This window comes from Mycobacterium sp. IDUB_37, from assembly GCF_055419245.1.
Window position 1 is genome coordinate 376,599 of the sequence record NZ_JBVAXG010000005.1, and the last position, 16,824, is coordinate 393,422.

Annotated in this window: 17 protein-coding genes; 13 read left to right on the top strand and 4 right to left on the bottom strand. The window is 64.3% G+C overall.

The genetic code is table 11. The features are described from left to right. Positions 1-17 precede the first annotated feature (17 nt). Genes ACZY1I_RS19580 through mqo form a run of 3 tightly spaced genes read right to left on the bottom strand, consistent with a single transcriptional unit; the run spans position 18 to position 3,761 of the window. Entirely contained in the window at positions 18-1,865 is a 1,848-nt protein-coding gene (locus ACZY1I_RS19580; protein ID WP_463756122.1) for a magnesium chelatase subunit D family protein, read from the bottom strand. Then, complete coding sequence (locus ACZY1I_RS19585) at positions 1,862-2,326, bottom strand: GNAT family N-acetyltransferase (protein ID WP_463756123.1); 465 nt, start codon at positions 2,324-2,326, stop codon at positions 1,862-1,864. Before ACZY1I_RS19585 ends, ACZY1I_RS19580 begins: the two co-directional genes overlap by 4 nt. Further along, positions 2,319-3,761, bottom strand: coding sequence for a malate dehydrogenase (quinone) (mqo, locus tag ACZY1I_RS19590; protein WP_463756307.1), 1,443 nt, complete (start codon positions 3,759-3,761; stop codon positions 2,319-2,321). Before mqo ends, ACZY1I_RS19585 begins: the two co-directional genes overlap by 8 nt. A gap of 265 nt (positions 3,762-4,026) precedes the next feature. On the opposite strand from mqo, the gene ACZY1I_RS19595 reads away from it, so the two are divergent. Then, positions 4,027-5,052: an alpha/beta hydrolase gene (locus tag ACZY1I_RS19595; RefSeq protein ID WP_463756124.1), complete on the top strand. Its 1,026-nt coding sequence runs from the start codon at positions 4,027-4,029 to the stop codon at positions 5,050-5,052. A 13-nt stretch (positions 5,053-5,065) separates the two neighbouring features. Next, positions 5,066-6,445 carry a mycothione reductase gene (mtr, locus tag ACZY1I_RS19600; protein ID WP_463756125.1) on the top strand — a complete coding sequence of 460 codons (1,380 nt, stop codon included), beginning with the start codon at positions 5,066-5,068 and terminating at the stop codon, positions 6,443-6,445. Between the two features lie 25 nt (positions 6,446-6,470). Here mtr and ACZY1I_RS19605 read toward each other — a convergent pair whose 3' ends face one another. Further along, positions 6,471-7,013 carry a Fur family transcriptional regulator gene (locus ACZY1I_RS19605; protein ID WP_463756126.1) on the bottom strand — a complete coding sequence of 181 codons (543 nt, stop codon included), beginning with the start codon at positions 7,011-7,013 and terminating at the stop codon, positions 6,471-6,473. Positions 7,014-7,151: 138 nt separating this feature from the next. Between ACZY1I_RS19605 and nicT the strand changes: the two genes are divergently transcribed. The 11 genes from nicT (at position 7,152) to ACZY1I_RS19660 (ending at position 16,822) form a co-directional block, all read left to right on the top strand. Next, positions 7,152-8,234, top strand: a complete 1,083-nt coding sequence (nicT, locus tag ACZY1I_RS19610) for a Nickel transporter NicT (protein WP_463756127.1) — start codon at positions 7,152-7,154, stop codon at positions 8,232-8,234. Between the two features lie 109 nt (positions 8,235-8,343). After that, positions 8,344-8,679 (top strand): hydrogenase maturation nickel metallochaperone HypA, encoded by a 336-nt coding sequence (locus ACZY1I_RS19615; RefSeq protein ID WP_463756128.1) that lies wholly within the window; start codon positions 8,344-8,346, stop codon positions 8,677-8,679. A 12-nt stretch (positions 8,680-8,691) separates the two neighbouring features. Next, positions 8,692-9,453 (top strand): hydrogenase nickel incorporation protein HypB, encoded by a 762-nt coding sequence (hypB, locus tag ACZY1I_RS19620; RefSeq protein WP_463756129.1) that lies wholly within the window; start codon positions 8,692-8,694, stop codon positions 9,451-9,453. Between the two features lie 281 nt (positions 9,454-9,734). Next, complete coding sequence (locus tag ACZY1I_RS19625) at positions 9,735-10,790, top strand: NADH-quinone oxidoreductase subunit B family protein (RefSeq protein ID WP_463756130.1); 1,056 nt, start codon at positions 9,735-9,737, stop codon at positions 10,788-10,790. 79 nt (positions 10,791-10,869) lie between these two features. Next, on the top strand, positions 10,870-12,669 hold the full coding sequence (locus ACZY1I_RS19630; RefSeq protein WP_463756131.1) for a nickel-dependent hydrogenase large subunit: 1,800 nt from the start codon (positions 10,870-10,872) through the stop codon (positions 12,667-12,669). A gap of 7 nt (positions 12,670-12,676) precedes the next feature. Further along, positions 12,677-13,570: a NifU family protein gene (locus ACZY1I_RS19635; protein WP_463756132.1), complete on the top strand. Its 894-nt coding sequence runs from the start codon at positions 12,677-12,679 to the stop codon at positions 13,568-13,570. Further along, positions 13,567-14,202 (top strand): DUF5947 family protein, encoded by a 636-nt coding sequence (locus ACZY1I_RS19640; RefSeq protein WP_463756133.1) that lies wholly within the window; start codon positions 13,567-13,569, stop codon positions 14,200-14,202. Before ACZY1I_RS19635 ends, ACZY1I_RS19640 begins: the two co-directional genes overlap by 4 nt. After that, a complete protein-coding gene (locus ACZY1I_RS19645) occupies positions 14,199-14,858 on the top strand; it encodes a DUF6084 family protein (RefSeq protein WP_463756134.1) in 660 nt (219 codons plus the stop codon). The genes ACZY1I_RS19640 and ACZY1I_RS19645 overlap by 4 nt, the downstream gene beginning before the upstream one ends. Continuing rightward, complete coding sequence (locus ACZY1I_RS19650) at positions 14,855-16,204, top strand: hypothetical protein (protein ID WP_463756135.1); 1,350 nt, start codon at positions 14,855-14,857, stop codon at positions 16,202-16,204. Before ACZY1I_RS19645 ends, ACZY1I_RS19650 begins: the two co-directional genes overlap by 4 nt. Next, complete coding sequence (locus ACZY1I_RS19655; protein ID WP_463756136.1) at positions 16,192-16,311, top strand: DUF6893 family small protein; 120 nt, start codon at positions 16,192-16,194, stop codon at positions 16,309-16,311. Before ACZY1I_RS19650 ends, ACZY1I_RS19655 begins: the two co-directional genes overlap by 13 nt. A gap of 13 nt (positions 16,312-16,324) precedes the next feature. Then, positions 16,325-16,822, top strand: coding sequence for a hydrogenase maturation protease (locus ACZY1I_RS19660; protein WP_463756137.1), 498 nt, complete (start codon positions 16,325-16,327; stop codon positions 16,820-16,822). Positions 16,823-16,824: the final 2 nt, after the last annotated feature.

Genomic DNA, 16,824 nt, shown 5'->3' on the forward strand with positions numbered 1-16,824 from the left:
CCCCTTCTGTTCGCGGCTCATGCCGCGCTGCGAACAGCTCGAGTGAGATGGTCGGCGTGCAACTGCTCCAGACGGATGACCGACGCTCCCAGCTGGCGGGCCAACTGTCCGGCCAGTCCCAGCCGCACATATGACGTCTCGCAATCGACTACGACCGCAGCTGCACCTTCGGCCACCAGTCGTGCCGCCGCAATCCTGCTGCGGCCCAACGGATCCGGCCCCGCAGTGGCACGGCCGTCGGTCAGCACCACCACCAGTGGACGCCGGGCCCGGTCACGAACCTTTTCCCGGAGGATGAGCTCACGCGCGGCCAGCAGACCCTCGGCGAGTGGCGTCCTGCCCCCGGTGTCGAACCGGGTCAGGCGTCGGGCGGCAATGTGGGCCGATGACGTCGGAGGCAGCAGTAGTTTCGCCGCCTGCTGCCGGAAGGTGATGACCGCGACTTTGTCCCGGCGCTGGTAGGCGTCACGTAGCAGCGACAGGGTGGCGCCACCGACAGCAGCCATCCGGTCCCGGGCGGCCATCGACCCGGACGCGTCGACCACGAAGATCACCAGGTTTCCCTCGCGGCCCTCGCGGAGGGCCCGGCGCAGGTCGTCGGGCCGCACCCGTAGCGGTCCGGCCGCCGAAGCGTGTTCGGCCGCGGACAACAGCGTCGCGAACAGGTGCAGACCGTGCGCGTCGGGAGCGGACGGGTCGGCCGCGGCAATCACACTGCCAGAAGCGTTGCGGGCCCGCGACCTTCGCCCGGGGGCACCCGCGCCGACGCCGGGAACGGTTAAAGTCTTGGTGCGGAATACTTTTGACGGCGGCGCGCTGGGCTTCGGTTTGGACGTCCCTGGCTTCGGATTGGAATTCTGCTGTGGCGGAGCCGAATCGGCACTGTCCGACTGACCGCCACCGGGTGGCTCGGGGTCCGGCTCGGGATCGCTCTGGGCTTCGGCGCCCGCTTTCGCCAATGCCTTGTCCAGCTGTTCCTGGTCGATGCCATGATCGTCGAAGGGGTCCCGACGTCGCCGATGCGGGAGCGCCAACTCGGCGGCGACGCGAATGTCCTCTTCCCCCACGGTGAGAGCGCCGCGCCAGGCCGCGTGGGCGACGGCCGTCCGGGCAACCACCAGGTCGGCCCGCATGCCGTCGACGTCAAAGGCTGCGCACAGCGCGGCGATTCGCCGCAACTCGCCCGCCGGCAACACCACATCGTCGACGATGGCCCGGGCCGCGGCGATCCGGCCGGCAAGCTCGGCGTCGGCGTCGGCAAACCGTGCGGCAAACGCGTCCGGGTCGGCTTCGTACGCGAGCCGCTCACGGATCACCTCCACCCGCACATCCACATCACGCGATGCGTGCACATCCACGGTGAGACCGAACCGATCCAACAGTTGCGGACGTAGTTCGCCCTCTTCGGGATTCATGGTTCCGACCAGAACGAACCTGGCCTCGTGGGAATGCGAGATGCCGTCGCGTTCGACGTGCACCCGGCCCATCGCGGCGGCGTCGAGCAGGATGTCGACCAGGTGGTCATGCAGCAGGTTCACCTCGTCGACGTAGAGCACACCGCCATGGGCGCGGGCCAACAGGCCTGGCGAAAACGCGTGTTCGCCGTCGCGCAGTACCCGCTGCAGATCCAAGGAGCCCACCACCCGATCCTCGGTTGCACCGAGCGGCATTTCGACCAGGCCCGCAACCTCTGAACCGGTCGCAGCCGACAGTAACGTGGCCAGGCCCCGCACAGCTGTCGATTTCGCGGTGCCCTTTTCGCCGCGGATGAGTGCGCCGCCGATCTCGGGACGCACCGCGCACAACAGCAACGCGAGCCGCAGTTGGTCGTGTCCGACGATGGCGCTGAACGGATAAGGCTTCACCGCTGGGTCCCGGAACCTGGTCGCAGCATCGGGACGTGCGGGATGCCGCCATCCATGAAATCATCACCGGCACGGGCGAATCCGTGCTTGGACCACATGTCCACGAGATACGTCTGGGCGTCGATTCGGCACGGATAATCACCCACCTCTGCCAGCGCGGCACGCAGCAAGCGGGTGGTGAGGCCTTGGCCGCGGGCGAGGCGCTTGGTGCACAACCGGCCGAGCCGGAAGGCCTTCTCACCGCCGGCGTGCTCCTCCATCAGTCGCAGCGTGCAGATCACCTCTCCGTCAGGTGTTTCCAGCCAGAAGTGCCGTGTTTCCGCGAGCAGGTCGCGGCCGTCCAGTTCCGGATAGGGGCAAGCCTGTTCGACGACGAACACTTCCACGCGCAACCTGAGCAGCTCGTAAAGTATCTGCGCATCAAGATCTTTGGCCCAGACTCGACGAAGGGCCTCAGTCATTGGCTGCCACCTCCAGTTGTAGGACGCTATTGGTCCATGAATGCAATTCGTCGTACAACGCGGATTCATCGGAAAGCCGCGCTCCCAGCGAGGGCACGATCTCTTTGAGACTAGGCAGCCAAGACCCATACCGCTTGGGGAAACAACGCTCCAGCACTTGCAACATGGCCGGGACGGCGGTCGATGCGCCCGGTGACCCGCCGAGCAGTCCGGTGATGCTGCCGTCGGCCGCTCCCACGATGGTGGTGCCGAACTCGAGCAATCCCCCCTTGCGTCTGTCCCGCCGGATCACCTGCACCCGCTGGCCTGCCACCGTCAGCTTCCAGTCCGAATCGACTGCGCTGGGCGCGAATTCGCGCAGCACTGCGACCCGGTCGGGTTCGGTGAGGCGCAACTGGCTGAGCAGATAGTTGACCAGCTTCATCTCGGTGACGCCGACGCCGAGCAGGGACATCACATTGTTCAACCGGATCGAGGCCGGCAGATCGCTGAAGTGCCCGTGTTTCAAGAACTTCGGGGACCAGCCGGCATAGGGCCCGAACACCAGGAACTGCTTGCCATTGACCACCCGAAGATCGAGGTGCAGCGCTCCCAGCGGCGGGGCGCCGGGCGAGGGAACGCCGTAGACCTTCGCCCGATGAGCGGCCGTGAGTGCGGGATTGGCGGCGCGCAGAAAGCGACCGCCGATCGGGAACCCGGCAAAGCCGCGGATTTCTTCGATGCCGGCTTTTTGCAGCAACGGCAACGCGTCACCGCCGGCGCCGACGAACACGAACTTGGCATTGATTTTGCGTTTGTCGCCGGTCCGTCGGTTGGCGACGGCCACGGTCCAACTGCCGTCGGATCGCCGGGACAGATTGCGTACTTCGTGACCGAACAACACGTTGGCGCCGGTGCGCACGCAGTAGCCGATGAGTTGCCGCGACAGTGCACCGAAGTCGACGTCGGTGCCGTCGGAAGCCCAGTTGAGTGCAACCGGTTCGGAGAAATCGCGTTGAGCGGCCATCAACGGCAGCCGGCGGGCGAACTCGTCGTGATCCTCGATCAACTCTGTCGCGGCGAACAGCGGGTTGTGCGCCAGTGCGTCGCGTCGCCGCCGCAGGTAGTCGACTCCGTCGACACCGCGCACAAAACTCACATGCGGGACGGGGTTGAGGAAGCTTCGTACGTCAGACAGAATCCCGTTTTCCACCGCGTACGCCCAGAATTGGCGGGTGATCTGAAACTGCTCATTGACCAGCACCGCTTTGCTGATGTCGATCGAGCCGTCGGGTCCGGCCGGGGTGTAGTTCATTTCGCACAGCCCGGCGTGGCCGGTGCCGGCGTTGTTCCACGGACCGCTGCTTTCTGCGCCGACGCCGTCCAGCCGTTCGATCACCGTGATCGACCAGCCCGGCTCCAGTCGGCGCAGTAAAGCGCCCAGGGTGGCGCTCATGATTCCGGCGCCTACCAGCACGACGTCGACTGTGGCTGGGTCTGGCACCGGCTCGTTGGTCCTTCGTGTTGTTGGGCTGCGCAGATCCCAGGCTATCCCGGCGCAGGCAGGGGCCATCCCGGCCGGTGCGCGCCGCCACGCTTAGTCCCATGGTCGCGACCCGCTGCGCCCGGCTCCGCCGCGCTTGCGATCACGACCGCCTAATGGTCGCGACCCGCTGCGCCCGGCTCCGCCGCGCTTGCGATCACGACTAAGCTGGGCCCCTGTGACTGGCTGGGTGCCCGACGTCCTGCCCGGGTACTGGCAGTACACGATCCCGCTAGGCCTCGATCCCGATGGTGAGGGCGAAATTGTCGCGACGTTGATCCGGCGGGGTCCCGAAACAGCTGCCGACCACGCCGTGTTGGCTGTGCACGGCTACACCGACTATTTCTTCAACACCGCCCTGGCCGACCACTTCGCCGACCGGGGATTCACGTTCTATGCGTTGGACCTACGCAAGTGCGGCCGCTCCCGGCAGGTGGATCAGACGCCGCATTTCATCACCGACTTGGGCAAGTACGACGCCGAACTCAACGAGGCCCTGAAGCTGATCTGTGCCCAGTCCCCTGCCGGCAAGGTGCTGATGTACGGGCATTCGGCGGGCGGTCTCTTCTTGTCGCTGTGGCTGGACCGGTTGCGCAGGCAGGAAACTGTCCTGGCCTGTATCGGCGGACTGGTGCTCAACAGCCCGTTCCTGGACTTGCACGGCCCGGCGATTCTGCGGCTTGGCGTCACGTCAGCCACCATCGCGGCCCTGTCACGGATGCGCAGCAAGGGTATCGCCCGGGCCAGCGGTACCGGGGGTTACGGGTCCAGTCTGCACCGCGACTATCACGGCGAGTTCGACTACAACCTGCAGTGGAAACCCTTGGGCGGCTTCCCGATTACCTTCGGCTGGCTGCACGCGGTGCGCCGCGGCCAGGCCCGCCTGCATCGTGGACTCGATGTCGGCGTGCCCAACCTGATCCTGCGTTCGGACCACACCGTGGCCGAGACCGCCGGACCCGCAGCACTGCAACGTGGTGATGCGGTGCTCGATGTCAGCCAGATCGCCCGTTGGGCCGGGTGTATCGGAAACCGCAGCACCATCATTCCGGTGCCTGACGCCAAACACGATGTGTTCTTGTCGCTCGAGCAACCGCGCAAGACCGCCTATGGCCACCTGGACCGGTGGCTGAACGAGTACTTCAGCAACAGTGACGACAACGGCGCCTCGGCACGGCCCGAGAGCGCGTCGGGAGAAGGGTGAACGGCCCACGCATATGGAAACTTACGACATCGCGATCATCGGAACCGGTTCAGGCAACAGCATTATCAACGAAAGCTACGACACCAAACGGGTAGCGATCTGCGAACAGGGCACCTTCGGCGGTACCTGCCTCAATGTTGGATGTATCCCGACCAAGATGTTCGTTTACGCCGCCGAGGTGGCTCAAACGATCCGGAAGTCGTCCCGATACGGGGTCGATGCGCACATCGACGGGGTCCGCTGGCACGACATCGTCTCGCGGGTCTTCGGACGCATCGACCCGATCGGGGTCAGCGGCGAGAACTACCGGCGCTCGTTGCCCAATGTCGATGTCTACGACGAGCACATCCGATTCGGCCCGACTCAGGACGACGGACGCTACCTGCTACGTACCGACTCCGGCACCGAGTTCACCGCCGCGCAGGTGGTGATCGCGGCGGGTTCGCGACCATCGGTGCCGCCCGCCATCGCTGAGTCGGATGTCACTTATCACACCAGCGACACCATCATGCGACTCCCCGAGTTACCGAAGCATATGGCGATCGTCGGAAGCGGCTATGTCGCAGCGGAATTCGCGCATATCTTCTCTTCTCTCGGCGTCCGGGTCACCGTCATCATCCGTAGCGGTACGTTGCTGAGGGATGCTGACGAGACCATTCGCGAACGGTTCACCAGGATCGTCGCTACCAAATGGGACGTACTCACTCACCGCAACGTGGTGAACGCCGAAAATTGTGACTCCGGCGTCGTACTCAGGCTTGACGACGGGACCACACTCCATGCCGACGTGCTGCTGGTCGCGACCGGTCGGGTGCCCAACGGCGACCAGCTTGATGCTGACCATGCCGGTGTTGAGGTGGACAGCGGCCAGGTGGTGGTCGATGAATACCAACGGACCTCTGCCCGTGGGATTTTCGCACTCGGTGACGTCTCGTCGCCCTATCAGCTCAAGCACGTCGCCAATCATGAGGCGCGCGTTGTGCAACACAACCTGCTCTGCGATTGGGACGACACTGTGTCGATGGTCGCCACCGACCACCGTTACGTCCCATCGGCGGTGTTCTCCGATCCCCAGTTGGCCAGTGTCGGCCTGACCGAAAATCAGGCCATTGCACAGGGATTCGATATCTCGGTGAAGATACAGGACTACGGAGACGTCGCCTACGGCTGGGCGATGGAGGACACCACTGGGATCGTCAAGCTGATCGCTCAGCGCGATTCCGGCTGCTTACTGGGTGCGCACATTATGGGCCATGAGGCATCGTCGTTGATCCAGCCGCTGATCCAGGCGATGTCTTTCGGGTTGACGGCCCCGGAGATGGCTCGTGGCCAGTACTGGATTCATCCGGCGCTGCCTGAAGTGATCGAGAACGCGCTGCTGGGCTTGGGCTGAGCCCTTCCGCTGGTCGACCCGAGAGTCAACGGCGACGGGCCCGCGAACCCCGTTTCGGGGGACGCGGATCCGTCGGATCACCCTCCCCCTCGAGAAGGTCGTGCACACTGTCCTGGCATGCCGGGCACAGGCCGTGCAGCGTCAGGCCGGCACGCTCGGACAGCGTGAACGAACTGCCCGCCATCGCATGCTCCAGCGCCGAACTCAGCTGTCGCGCAGGCACTTCGATGATCCTCGCACAATGGGTACACACCGCATGGTGATGCGGCGCGGTCGCCATGCCGTACGTCGTGACACCGCCATCCAGCGTCAACGCGTGCAGGACGCCCTGGTCCACCAGGGTGGTCACGGTGCGGTAGATGGTGGCCAGGTCGGGCGGCTGAGCGCCGGGCGGGAGACAGGCCGGCAACCGGTGTTGTATTTCGGCGACCGACAAATGCCCGTCCACCGGTTCGAGCACCGCCAACACCTGAATTCGCGAAGCCATCCGGCGCAGCCCGCGGGCGCGCAGGAATTCACCGATCCTTTCGGTGACAGCCGGGTCCAGTCCCGGCGCCTCGGTCGTCACATGTCCAGTCTCCCGTGATACGCCCGGGATTGCCAATGACCGCTAGACCGGGCGCGTCCTGCCTGCAAGTCGTTTGCATCCACGTCGGCGCCGAAATTACAGTCGGGACATCTCCCGATGGAGAGAGGACTGGCTCTGATGATGGCGAGGCTCCGCAACGCCCTGTCACCAACGGAGTGGTCGCGGCTGATTTCGATGCTCGCGGCGATCGTCGCGCTGCACCTGATCGGCTGGCTGACCCTGGTGTTCGTGGTGGAGCCCGCACACCTGAATCTCGGCGGCAAAGCATTCGGCATCGGTATCGGGCTCACGGCTTACACGTTGGGCTTGCGGCACGCGTTCGACGCCGACCACATCGCCGCCATCGACAACACCACTCGAAAGCTGATGAGCGACGGCCAGCGTCCCCTTGCGGTCGGGTTCTTCTTCGCCTTGGGCCACTCCACTGTGGTGTTCGGGCTGGCGCTGCTGTTGGCGACCGGGTTGCGCGCCATCGCGGGACCGATTGAGGACGACTCATCGCAGCTGCACCACTACACCGGACTGATCGGAGCCAGCGTCTCGGCTGTCTTCTTGTATCTGATCGCCGTCCTCAACGTCGTTGTTCTGATCGGAATCCTGCGGGTATTCCTGCGGTTGCGCCGTGGGACCTACAGCGAAGCCGAACTCGAGAAGCAGTTGGACAACCGGGGATTGATTAACCGGGCGCTGGGGCGCTTCACCAAGTCGATCACCAAGTCCTGGCACATGTACCCGATCGGGCTGTTGTTCGGGCTGGGATTCGACACCGCCACTGAGATCGCACTGCTGGTGCTCGCCGGTACAAGCGCGGCTGCTGGTCTGCCCTGGTACGCCATCCTGTGCCTACCAGTGTTGTTCACCGCCGGGATGTGCCTGTTGGACACCGTCGACGGATCCTTCATGAACTTCGCCTACAGCTGGGCGTTCGCCAACCCGGTGCGCAAAATCTACTACAACATCGTCATCACAGGGTTGTCGGTGGCCGTGGCGTTGCTGATCGGCACGGTGGAGTTGTTGGGTCTGTTCGCCGGGCAGTTCGGCTGGCACGGGCCGTTCTGGAACTGGCTGAACGGCCTGGACCTCAACACGGTCGGATTCGTCATCGTCGGCATGTTCGTGGCCGCGTGGGCAATTGCAATCCTGGTGTGGCGTTATGGCCGCATCGAAGAGCGATGGGCCGCGGCGTCCGAACCGAGTTGACGCTGGCTCGTTGCAGGTCGACGGTGTAGAACGGTGCTCATGGGCTCGCCCCCGCCTCGGCCCTCCCGCTCGGCCCTCCGCACGGGCCTTGCGCTGGCGGTGACCGTCAGTGCATGAGCTCTCGCTGTGCCAAGCGATCGCCGGGGTGGTCAAGTCTCACGCGGGCGACCGCCACGTCGACATCGTCCGGGTTCGGGTCGGGGCGCTGCGGCAGGTGGTCCCGGAATCGTTGTCATTCTGCTGGACGCTGGTGCGAGATTCAGAGGAGATGCCCGACGCGGAGTTGGAGCTCGAATGCATCACTGCCGAGGTGCGCTGTAGATCGTGCGGAGCGCAGTCGGAGATCACGTCGGCTTGGTCGCTTTTATGCACGGCGTGCGACAGCGCCGACGTAGAAGTGTTGCGCGGCAACGAATTTCTGGTGACGTCACTCGACGTCTCGTGAAAGGCAATCACAATGGGTAGGTTTCACCGGCACGACGACGGCACCGTCCATGCACATGATCACGAGCACGATCACGGCGACCACAGTCACTACGAGACCGGCGCTCAGCGCATCGAGGTGCTCGAGGACATCTTCGCCGAGAACGACGTGCGCGCGAATTTCAACCGTACTGCGTTCGAGAGCAACGGCATCCGAGCGCTGAACCTGATGAGCTCGCCGGGTTCAGGCAAGACCACGGTGCTGCAGGCGACGCTGGAAGAGCTCGCCACCGAACTCGCGATCGGAGTGATCGAGGGCGACATCGCCACCGACCTGGACGCCGCCAAACTCAGCGGTCGCGGCGCCCAGGTGTCGCTGCTCAACACCAGCAACGGGTTCGGCGGGGAATGCCACCTCGACGCACCGATGGTCAACCGCGCCCTGCCCGGCCTGGACCTGGCCCGCCTCGACTTGGTGATCATCGAAAACGTCGGCAATCTGGTCTGCCCGGCCGAGTTCGACGTCGGCGAGCACGCCAAGGCAATGGTCTATTCGGTCACCGAAGGTGAGGACAAGCCGCTGAAGTATCCGGTGATGTTCCGCGCAGTGGATGTCGTCCTGCTGAACAAGATCGACCTGGTGCCCTATCTGGACGCCGACGTCGACGCATATATCGCACACGTGCGCGAGGTCAATCCGACCGCCACGATCCTGCCGGTCAGCGCTCGCACCGGAACTGGCATGGCCGCCTGGTTCGGCTGGCTCCGTCGCTTCGCCAATGGCCCCGAAGTCTGACCGCGCGGCGGAATGCAATTCGCCTCAGTTGCAAACGATTTGCATGAAAGCGCTGCGCCCGACTGCACATCGGAATTGATCCATTGACCGAAAAACGTTGCGCCATAATCGGCCAGCTCTTATTGACGGCGCCGAACAATTACCGCGGATATTTCCTAATACGCCGGAACCGTTGACAACCCCGACACGCAGGCGTAGACCCAAAATAAGCGCCGCGCAAGTGAACCGATGGTCGACTCCGGCGGCGTAGGGGCCCCAGCCCGGCCTCGGAAAGCTGCATTATGCCGACAGAAGCAGCAGTCAAAGCAGAACAAACGTTGATTCACGTTCTGTGGATCAACGCTGGACTCAGTTGCGATGGCGACTCGGTGGCGTTGACTGCCGCCACCCAGCCCAGCATCGAAGAAATCGCACTTGGCGCCCTTCCCGGCCTGCCGCAGATCGCGGTGCACTGGCCGTTGATCGACTTCGAATGCGGCCCTACCGGCGGCGCCGACGACTTCCTCGAGTGGTTCTTCAAAGCCGATCGCGGCGAACTGGAACCCTTCGTACTCGTCGTCGAAGGCTCGATCCCGAACGAGCAGATCAAGGACGAAGGTTATTGGTGCGGGTTCGGCAATGATCCGGCGACGGGCCAGCCCATGACCACCAGCGAATGGCTGGACAGGTTGGCCCCCAAGGCCACTGCGATCGTCGCAGTCGGCACGTGCGCCACCTACGGTGGCATCCACGCGATGGCCGGCAATCCGACCGGCGCGATGGGTGTGCCCGACTACCTCGGCTGGGAGTGGAAGAGCAAGGCCGGCATTCCCATCGTCTGCGTTCCGGGTTGCCCGATCCATCCGGACAACCTCTCCGAGACGCTGACCTACCTGCTCTACATGGCGACCGGCCAGGCGCCGATGATTCCTCTCGACGAGGCACTGCGCCCCAAGTGGCTGTTCGGCAACACCGTGCACGAGGGATGCGACCGGGCCGGGTATTACGAACAGGGCGACTTCGCCACCGAGTACGGGTCACCGAAATGCATTGTCAAACTGGGCTGTTGGGGTCCGGTCGTCAAATGCAATGTACCCAAACGTGGATGGATCAACGGCATCGGCGGTTGCCCGAATGTCGGAGGCATCTGCATCGGATGCACAATGCCGGGTTTCCCGGACAAGTTCATGCCGTTCATGGACGAGCCCCCTGGTGGCAAGCTCTCCAGTACCGCATCGGGCTTGTACGGGACCGTGATCCGCAGCCTGCGGGGTATCACGGGGCGAACCCTTGACAAGGAGCCGCGCTGGCGGCATACGGGAACCGACCTCACCACAGGAGCCCGCCGCACCTGGTGAGCACCTGGTAGATCACCCTGCCAGGTCACGCGTTCATTTTCGCGAAAAAATAGCCTCCGGGCGGAGAGCAGTATCTGCTATGACAACCATCATTCCCGAACCGTCAACTGCCAAGCGGGAACCCGGCCAGCTCGTTGAAATGGCCTGGGACCCGATCACCAGAATCGTTGGTAGCTTGGGCATTTACACCAAAATCGATTTCGAGAACCGAGAAGTCGTCGAGTGCCACAGCACCTCGTCGATCTTCCGCGGTTACTCGATCTTCATGAAGGGCAAGGATCCCCGCGACGCCCACTTCATCACCAGTCGCATCTGCGGGATCTGCGGCGACAACCACGCCACCTGCTCCTGTTACGCACAGAACATGGCCTACGGGGTCAAGCCGCCACACATCGGTGAATGGATAGTCAACCTCGGCGAGGCCGCGGAATACATGTTCGACCACAACATCTTCCAAGAAAACCTGGTCGGTGTGGACTTCTGCGAGAAGATGGTGGCCGAGACCAACCCGGGCGTGCTCGCGAAGGCGGAGAAGACCGAGGCGCCGCACGCCGGTGCGCACGGCTACAAAACCATCGCCGACATCATGCGATCGCTCAACCCGTTCACCGGCGAGTTCTACCGAGAGGCTCTGCAGGTCAGCCGATGGACGCGAGAGATGTTCTGCCTCATGGAGGGTCGTCACGTACACCCGTCCACGCTGTACCCCGGCGGAGTCGGAACGGTGGCGACCATCCAGTTGATGACCGACTACATGACTCGGCTGATGCGCTACGTCGAGTTCATGAAGAAGGTCGTACCGATGCACGACGACCTGTTCGACTTCTTCTACGACGCCCTGCCCGGCTACGAGAAGGTCGGCCTGCGCCGCACACTGCTCGGTTGCTGGGGCTCGTTCCAGGATCCTGACGTCTGCAACTTCGAGTACAAGGACATGGAGCGTTGGGGCGACGCGATGTTCGTCACGCCCGGCGTGGTCGTGGACGGCAAACTGGTCACCCACTCGCTCGTCGACATCAACCTCGGTATCCGAATCCTTTTGGGCAGTTCGTATTACGACGACTGGACCGACCAGGAGATGTTCGTCAAGACCGATCCGCTGGGCAACCCGGTGGACCGACGGCACCCCTGGAATCAACACACTAACCCGCATCCGCAGAAGCGGGAACTCGACGGCGGCAAGTACAGCTGGGTGATGTCGCCGCGCTGGTTCGATGGCAAGGACCACCTCGCTTTGGACACCGGCGGCGGCCCGTTGGCCCGGCTCTGGTCGACCGCATTGGCCGGCTTGGTCGACATCGGCTACGTCCAGGCCACCGGCAGCAGCGTCAAGATCAACCTGCCCAAGACCGTGCTGAAAGGCCCGGTCGAGTTCGAGTGGAAGATCCCCAAGCACGGCAGCAACACCATCGAGCGGAACCGGGCGCGTACCTACTTCCAGGCCTACGCGGCGGCATGCGCGCTGCACTTCGCCGAGAAGGCGCTCGAAGAGATCCGCGCCGGACGCACCAAGACCTGGGAGAAGTTCGAGGTGCCCGACGAGGGTATCGGTTGTGGCTTCACCGAGGCCGTGCGCGGCGTCCTCAGCCACCACCTGGTCATCCGCGACGGCAAGATCGCCAACTACCATCCGTATCCGCCCACACCGTGGAATGCCAACCCGCGTGACAGCTTCGGCACACCGGGACCCTACGAGGATGCGGTCCAGGGCCAACCGATCTTCGAGGAGAACGACCGGGAGAACTTCAAGGGCATCGACATCATGCGCACTGTGCGCAGCTTTGACCCGTGTCTGCCTTGCGGCGTGCACATGTACTTGGGCAAGGGAAAGACGCTCGAGAGATTGCACTCGCCCACCCAGTCGCCCGTCGGGGAGTGACTCCGGAATGAAAACACCCGGTCGCCCGGAGAACCCTGACAACGAGACGCAATGGCGTACGGCGGGCGATCGAATCCAGACACTCCTGGATTCCTGCGCGGCTGGAGGCCCCGCCGCGCACGAACGCGCCCAACAACTGGTCCGGGAGGTGGTCGGACTCTACGGGGCCGGGCTGGAACGGATCATCCAGTTGGGCGCCGCTGCCGACGCGGGTCTAGCCGAGCGGCTGGCCACTGACGACCTGGTGGCCAGCCTGCTCCTGGTACACGGGCTGCATCCGCACGACCTGCACCGTCGGGTCGCCGATGCACTGGACCGGGTGCGGCCCTACTTGGGATCGCACGGCGGTGACGTGGATTTGATCGAGGTCACCGCCGACGGGGTAGTGCGACTGGCCTTCCGGGGAAGCTGTAAGAGCTGTCCGTCCTCGTCGGTGACATTGGAACTTGCCGTCGAGGACGCCGTGCGCGCGGCCGCCCCAGAGGTCAGCTCTATCGAGGCGATTACTGCCGAGCCCGCCAATGTCATTCCCGCGGAATCGCTACTGGCGCATGTGCACTCCAATGGGCACGGCACCACGTCGTGGCACGCGATGCCCGAGTTGGCAGAGTTGGCCCCCGGCGAGGTCGCCGGGTTCCTGGTCGCCGACGCGACAGTTCTTGCGTGCCGGGTCGGGGATCAAACCCTGGTCTACCGCGACCACTGCCCGCTCTGCGACGACTCGCTGGCAGGTGCCAGGCTGCACGGCGATCTGCTCCAATGTCCCCGATGTAGAACACAATTCGATGTCGTGCACGCGGGCTCCGGCGGACCCGATGGAGCTCACCTCGAGCCCCTACCGCTGCTGCCGCGCAACGGCGTGTTGTCGGTGGCCTTAACGGACCGGGCAGTGCTCGCATGACCAGCCCATACGACGTCTTAGCGCGCATCACCAGCAGCCGACGGCAACCCGAGCCGGCCGGCGAGCGGTGCGAGATGTGCAACGAGTCGATCTCCGACGAGCACCAGCACGTGGTCAATGTGGGCGGGCGGCAATTGATGTGCGTCTGCCGTGGCTGTTATCTGCTGTTCACCGACGTCCATGCGGAGCTGCGCTACAAGGCCGTACCCGACCGATATCTGGCTTTCGACAACTTCGCGTTGGACCGACGAGCCTGGGAGTCGCTGCAGATCCCTGTCGGGGTGGCGTTCTTCTTCACCAATTCCGCGTTGGGCCGCACGGTCGCCTTCTATCCCGGCCCCGCCGGGGCATGCGAGTCCGAGTTGGACCTCGATATGTGGAGCGCCATACGAGCAGCCGACCCCCGGGTCGACCTGCTGACCGAAGATGTCGAGGCCCTGCTGGTCAGGATCCCGGAAGATGACGAAACATCCAGGCCCGAAACCTATCTCGTTCCCATTGATGCCTGTTATGAGTTCGTCGGACGGCTGCGCATGCTGTGGCGCGGCTTCGACGGCGGCCAAGAGGCACGGGCCTACATCGACGACTTGTTCGCGCAGATCGCGGGCCGCGCGCGAAAGGCACCGCGATGAGCGACCGGCCGATGGACGTGACCTTTGCCGTGTTGGACGTGACGCCGGAGCCCTATGCGGTGACGCCGACGCTGACCGCTCGCATCGGCGTCGCAGCCAGCGCCGACGACCCGGTGCACGCGATCGCCCTGCGGTGCCAGGTGCGGATTGAACCGCTGCGGCGCAGCTATTCCGACGAGGAGGCCGCCGGACTCACCGACATGTTCGGTACCCGCGACCGTTGGGCAACCACCCAACGCACCTTCCTGTGGCAGCACTGCAGCGCGATGGTGCCAGGCTTCGCGGGCAATGCCACGGTCGCGCTGCCGCTGGACTGCACCTACGACTTCGAGGTCACCGCGGCCAAGTATCTACACGCCCTCAAAGGGGGCGCCATGCCGCTCCAATTCCTATTCAGCGGAACAATTTTCGTCAAATCCGAACGCGGGTTCTCCGTCCAGCAGGTGTCCTGGGACTGCGAGGACCGCTACGACATGCCGGTCGGGGTGTGGCAGGACCTGATCGCGCTGCACTACCCGAACACCGGCTGGGTGCGCCTGCGGCACGAGACAGTATCCGCGCTGGCCGGCTACAAGTCGGCGCACGGGATGCTCGATCTGGATCACGCGGTGACCGAACTGCTCACCGAAGCCGCGCGACGAGAGGCGTCGTTGTGACGTCGAGCTGGGACCGGGCCCGCGCCGTCGCCGACGCGGTGCTCTACGAGGGGTACCTCTTGTACCCATACCGCGCAACCTCCAGCAAGAATCAATCCCGCTGGCAATTCGGAGTTCTGGGACCGCCCGGGGCGGCAGCGGCCGGGGTCGGCGAAGACGACACGCTCGCAGCGCAGTTCCTGGTCGACTCGGGCCACGCGATCACGCTGGTGGTCCGGTTCTTGCAGTTGCAACGCCGGCGAACGGAACGGGATAGCAGCGATGGCAGCTTCGATCCGGTGGATACGCTGACCAACGCGTCCGGATCCTGGCTAACCTGGGACGAAGCCGTGGAGTGCGAAATCTCCTTCGGACCGCTGGCACTCGCCGACGGGCCGTGGACACTTCCGGTACACGCGCGGGCGGGTATCGACGTCGAGAATCTCGACGGAGGTCGCCTGGTACGCGAACGCCGGCAACTGAGCGGCGAACTGACAGTGTCCGTCGAACCGGATGGCGACCTGCAGAAGGTGTCTTTGCGCCTTACCAACGTCGGTGGCAACGCTGCCGAGAAGGACGATGCGATCGCCCGGTCCATGATCGGTAGCCATGTCATCGCCGAGGTCGTCGGCGGTGAATTCGTTTCACTCCTCGACCCCGCCGACGCGGCCGTCGCCGCGGCAGCCCGGTGCCGGCAGCATCGATGCTTCCCGGTGCTGGCCGGACCAGCCGGCGCGCGCGACTTGCTGCTGATCTCCCCGATCATCCTCTACGACCACCCTGAGGTGGCCGAACAGAGCAACACCGCCCTGTTCGACTGCACGGAGATCGACGAGATCCTGACCTTGCGGGTGATGACGATGACGGAGGAAGAGAAAGCCCAAGCACGGGCCACCGATCCCCGGGCGGCACAGATCATCGACGCATGTGAGGCCATGTCACCGGAGGACCTGGGCCGGCTGCATGGCGTGCTGCGCGATCCGCATGCGGCATCCGGCCTGATCCCCAAAATTCCCGACGGCATCGACTGGTGGGATCCGCTGGCCGACAACGCAGTCCGGCCCGATATCGATGCGGTCGTGGTGAACGGGATCCGCGTTGCCCGCGATAGTCGCGTCGTGCTGCACCCGCGACGCAATGCCGACGCTCAGGACATCTTCGTCGCCGGGAAGATAGCGCGGGTCACCTCGGTGCACGAGGACGTCGAAGGCAACAAGCACGTCGGGGTGGTAGTGGAGGACGACCCGGCCGCCGACCTGCACGACTGGTATGGCCGCTACCTGTACTTCTCCCCCGACGAGCTCGAGCCACTCGTGGAACAGAACGCTCCGATTAGTCACGAAAGGAATTCGCCATGGATGTCTTAGGTTGGGTGTTCGTCGCCCTCATCGGACTGGTGCTCTTGGTAGCGGTGGGCTTGGGTGTCGCGTCGCTTCCCGATGCGAAGCGCTACCTGAAGCTCAGGCGCATGTAGGCAGGTCAGACTTATGGCAGGGCGCATTTTGGTGGCCGGAATCGGCAACATCTTCCTCGGCGACGACGGCTTCGGCTCCGAGGTGATCCGCCATACCCAGATCGGGCAGGAGTCCGGCGCGCGGGTAGTCGACTACGGCATCAGCGGCATGCACCTGGCCTTCGATCTGCTCGACGACTGGGACTCGCTGCTCCTCGTCGACGCGATACCCAACCGCGGCAGCCCCGGCACACTGCACGTGTTCCAGGCTGATCACGAAGCAGACTCGGGCACAACCGGTTTGGACTCGCACAGCATGGATCCCGAAGCGGTGTTCGCCAGTCTGCGGGCACTTGGCGGCACTCCGCCCTACACGGTGATCATCGGCTGCGAGGCAGGCTGCGTCGAAGAAGGCCTGGGCCTGACCGAGCCCGTCGCGATGGCCGTACCCCGGGCGGCCCGGGCGGTGCAGGAAATCGTTGCAGCACTGTCCAATTCGGAATCTGATTCCGATCCGCGAGACGGGTGTTGACG

Excerpts from the sequence above, each read along its gene's own strand:
- ACZY1I_RS19585 (WP_463756123.1), bottom strand. The coding sequence starts at position 2,326 with ATGACTGAGGCCCTTCGTCGAGTCTGGGCCAAAGATCTTGATGCGCAG.
- mqo (WP_463756307.1), bottom strand. The coding sequence starts at position 3,761 with ATGAGCGCCACCCTGGGCGCTTTACTGCGCCGACTGGAGCCGGGCTGG.
- mtr (WP_463756125.1), top strand. The coding sequence starts at position 5,066 with ATGGAAACTTACGACATCGCGATCATCGGAACCGGTTCAGGCAACAGC.
- nicT (WP_463756127.1), top strand. The coding sequence starts at position 7,152 with ATGATGGCGAGGCTCCGCAACGCCCTGTCACCAACGGAGTGGTCGCGG.
- hypB (WP_463756129.1), top strand. The coding sequence starts at position 8,692 with ATGGGTAGGTTTCACCGGCACGACGACGGCACCGTCCATGCACATGAT.
- ACZY1I_RS19625 (WP_463756130.1), top strand. The coding sequence starts at position 9,735 with ATGCCGACAGAAGCAGCAGTCAAAGCAGAACAAACGTTGATTCACGTT.
- ACZY1I_RS19630 (WP_463756131.1), top strand. The coding sequence starts at position 10,870 with ATGACAACCATCATTCCCGAACCGTCAACTGCCAAGCGGGAACCCGGC.
- ACZY1I_RS19635 (WP_463756132.1), top strand. The coding sequence starts at position 12,677 with ATGAAAACACCCGGTCGCCCGGAGAACCCTGACAACGAGACGCAATGG.
- ACZY1I_RS19640 (WP_463756133.1), top strand. The coding sequence starts at position 13,567 with ATGACCAGCCCATACGACGTCTTAGCGCGCATCACCAGCAGCCGACGG.
- ACZY1I_RS19645 (WP_463756134.1), top strand. The coding sequence starts at position 14,199 with ATGAGCGACCGGCCGATGGACGTGACCTTTGCCGTGTTGGACGTGACG.
- ACZY1I_RS19655 (WP_463756136.1), top strand. The coding sequence starts at position 16,192 with ATGGATGTCTTAGGTTGGGTGTTCGTCGCCCTCATCGGACTGGTGCTC.
- ACZY1I_RS19660 (WP_463756137.1), top strand. The coding sequence starts at position 16,325 with ATGGCAGGGCGCATTTTGGTGGCCGGAATCGGCAACATCTTCCTCGGC.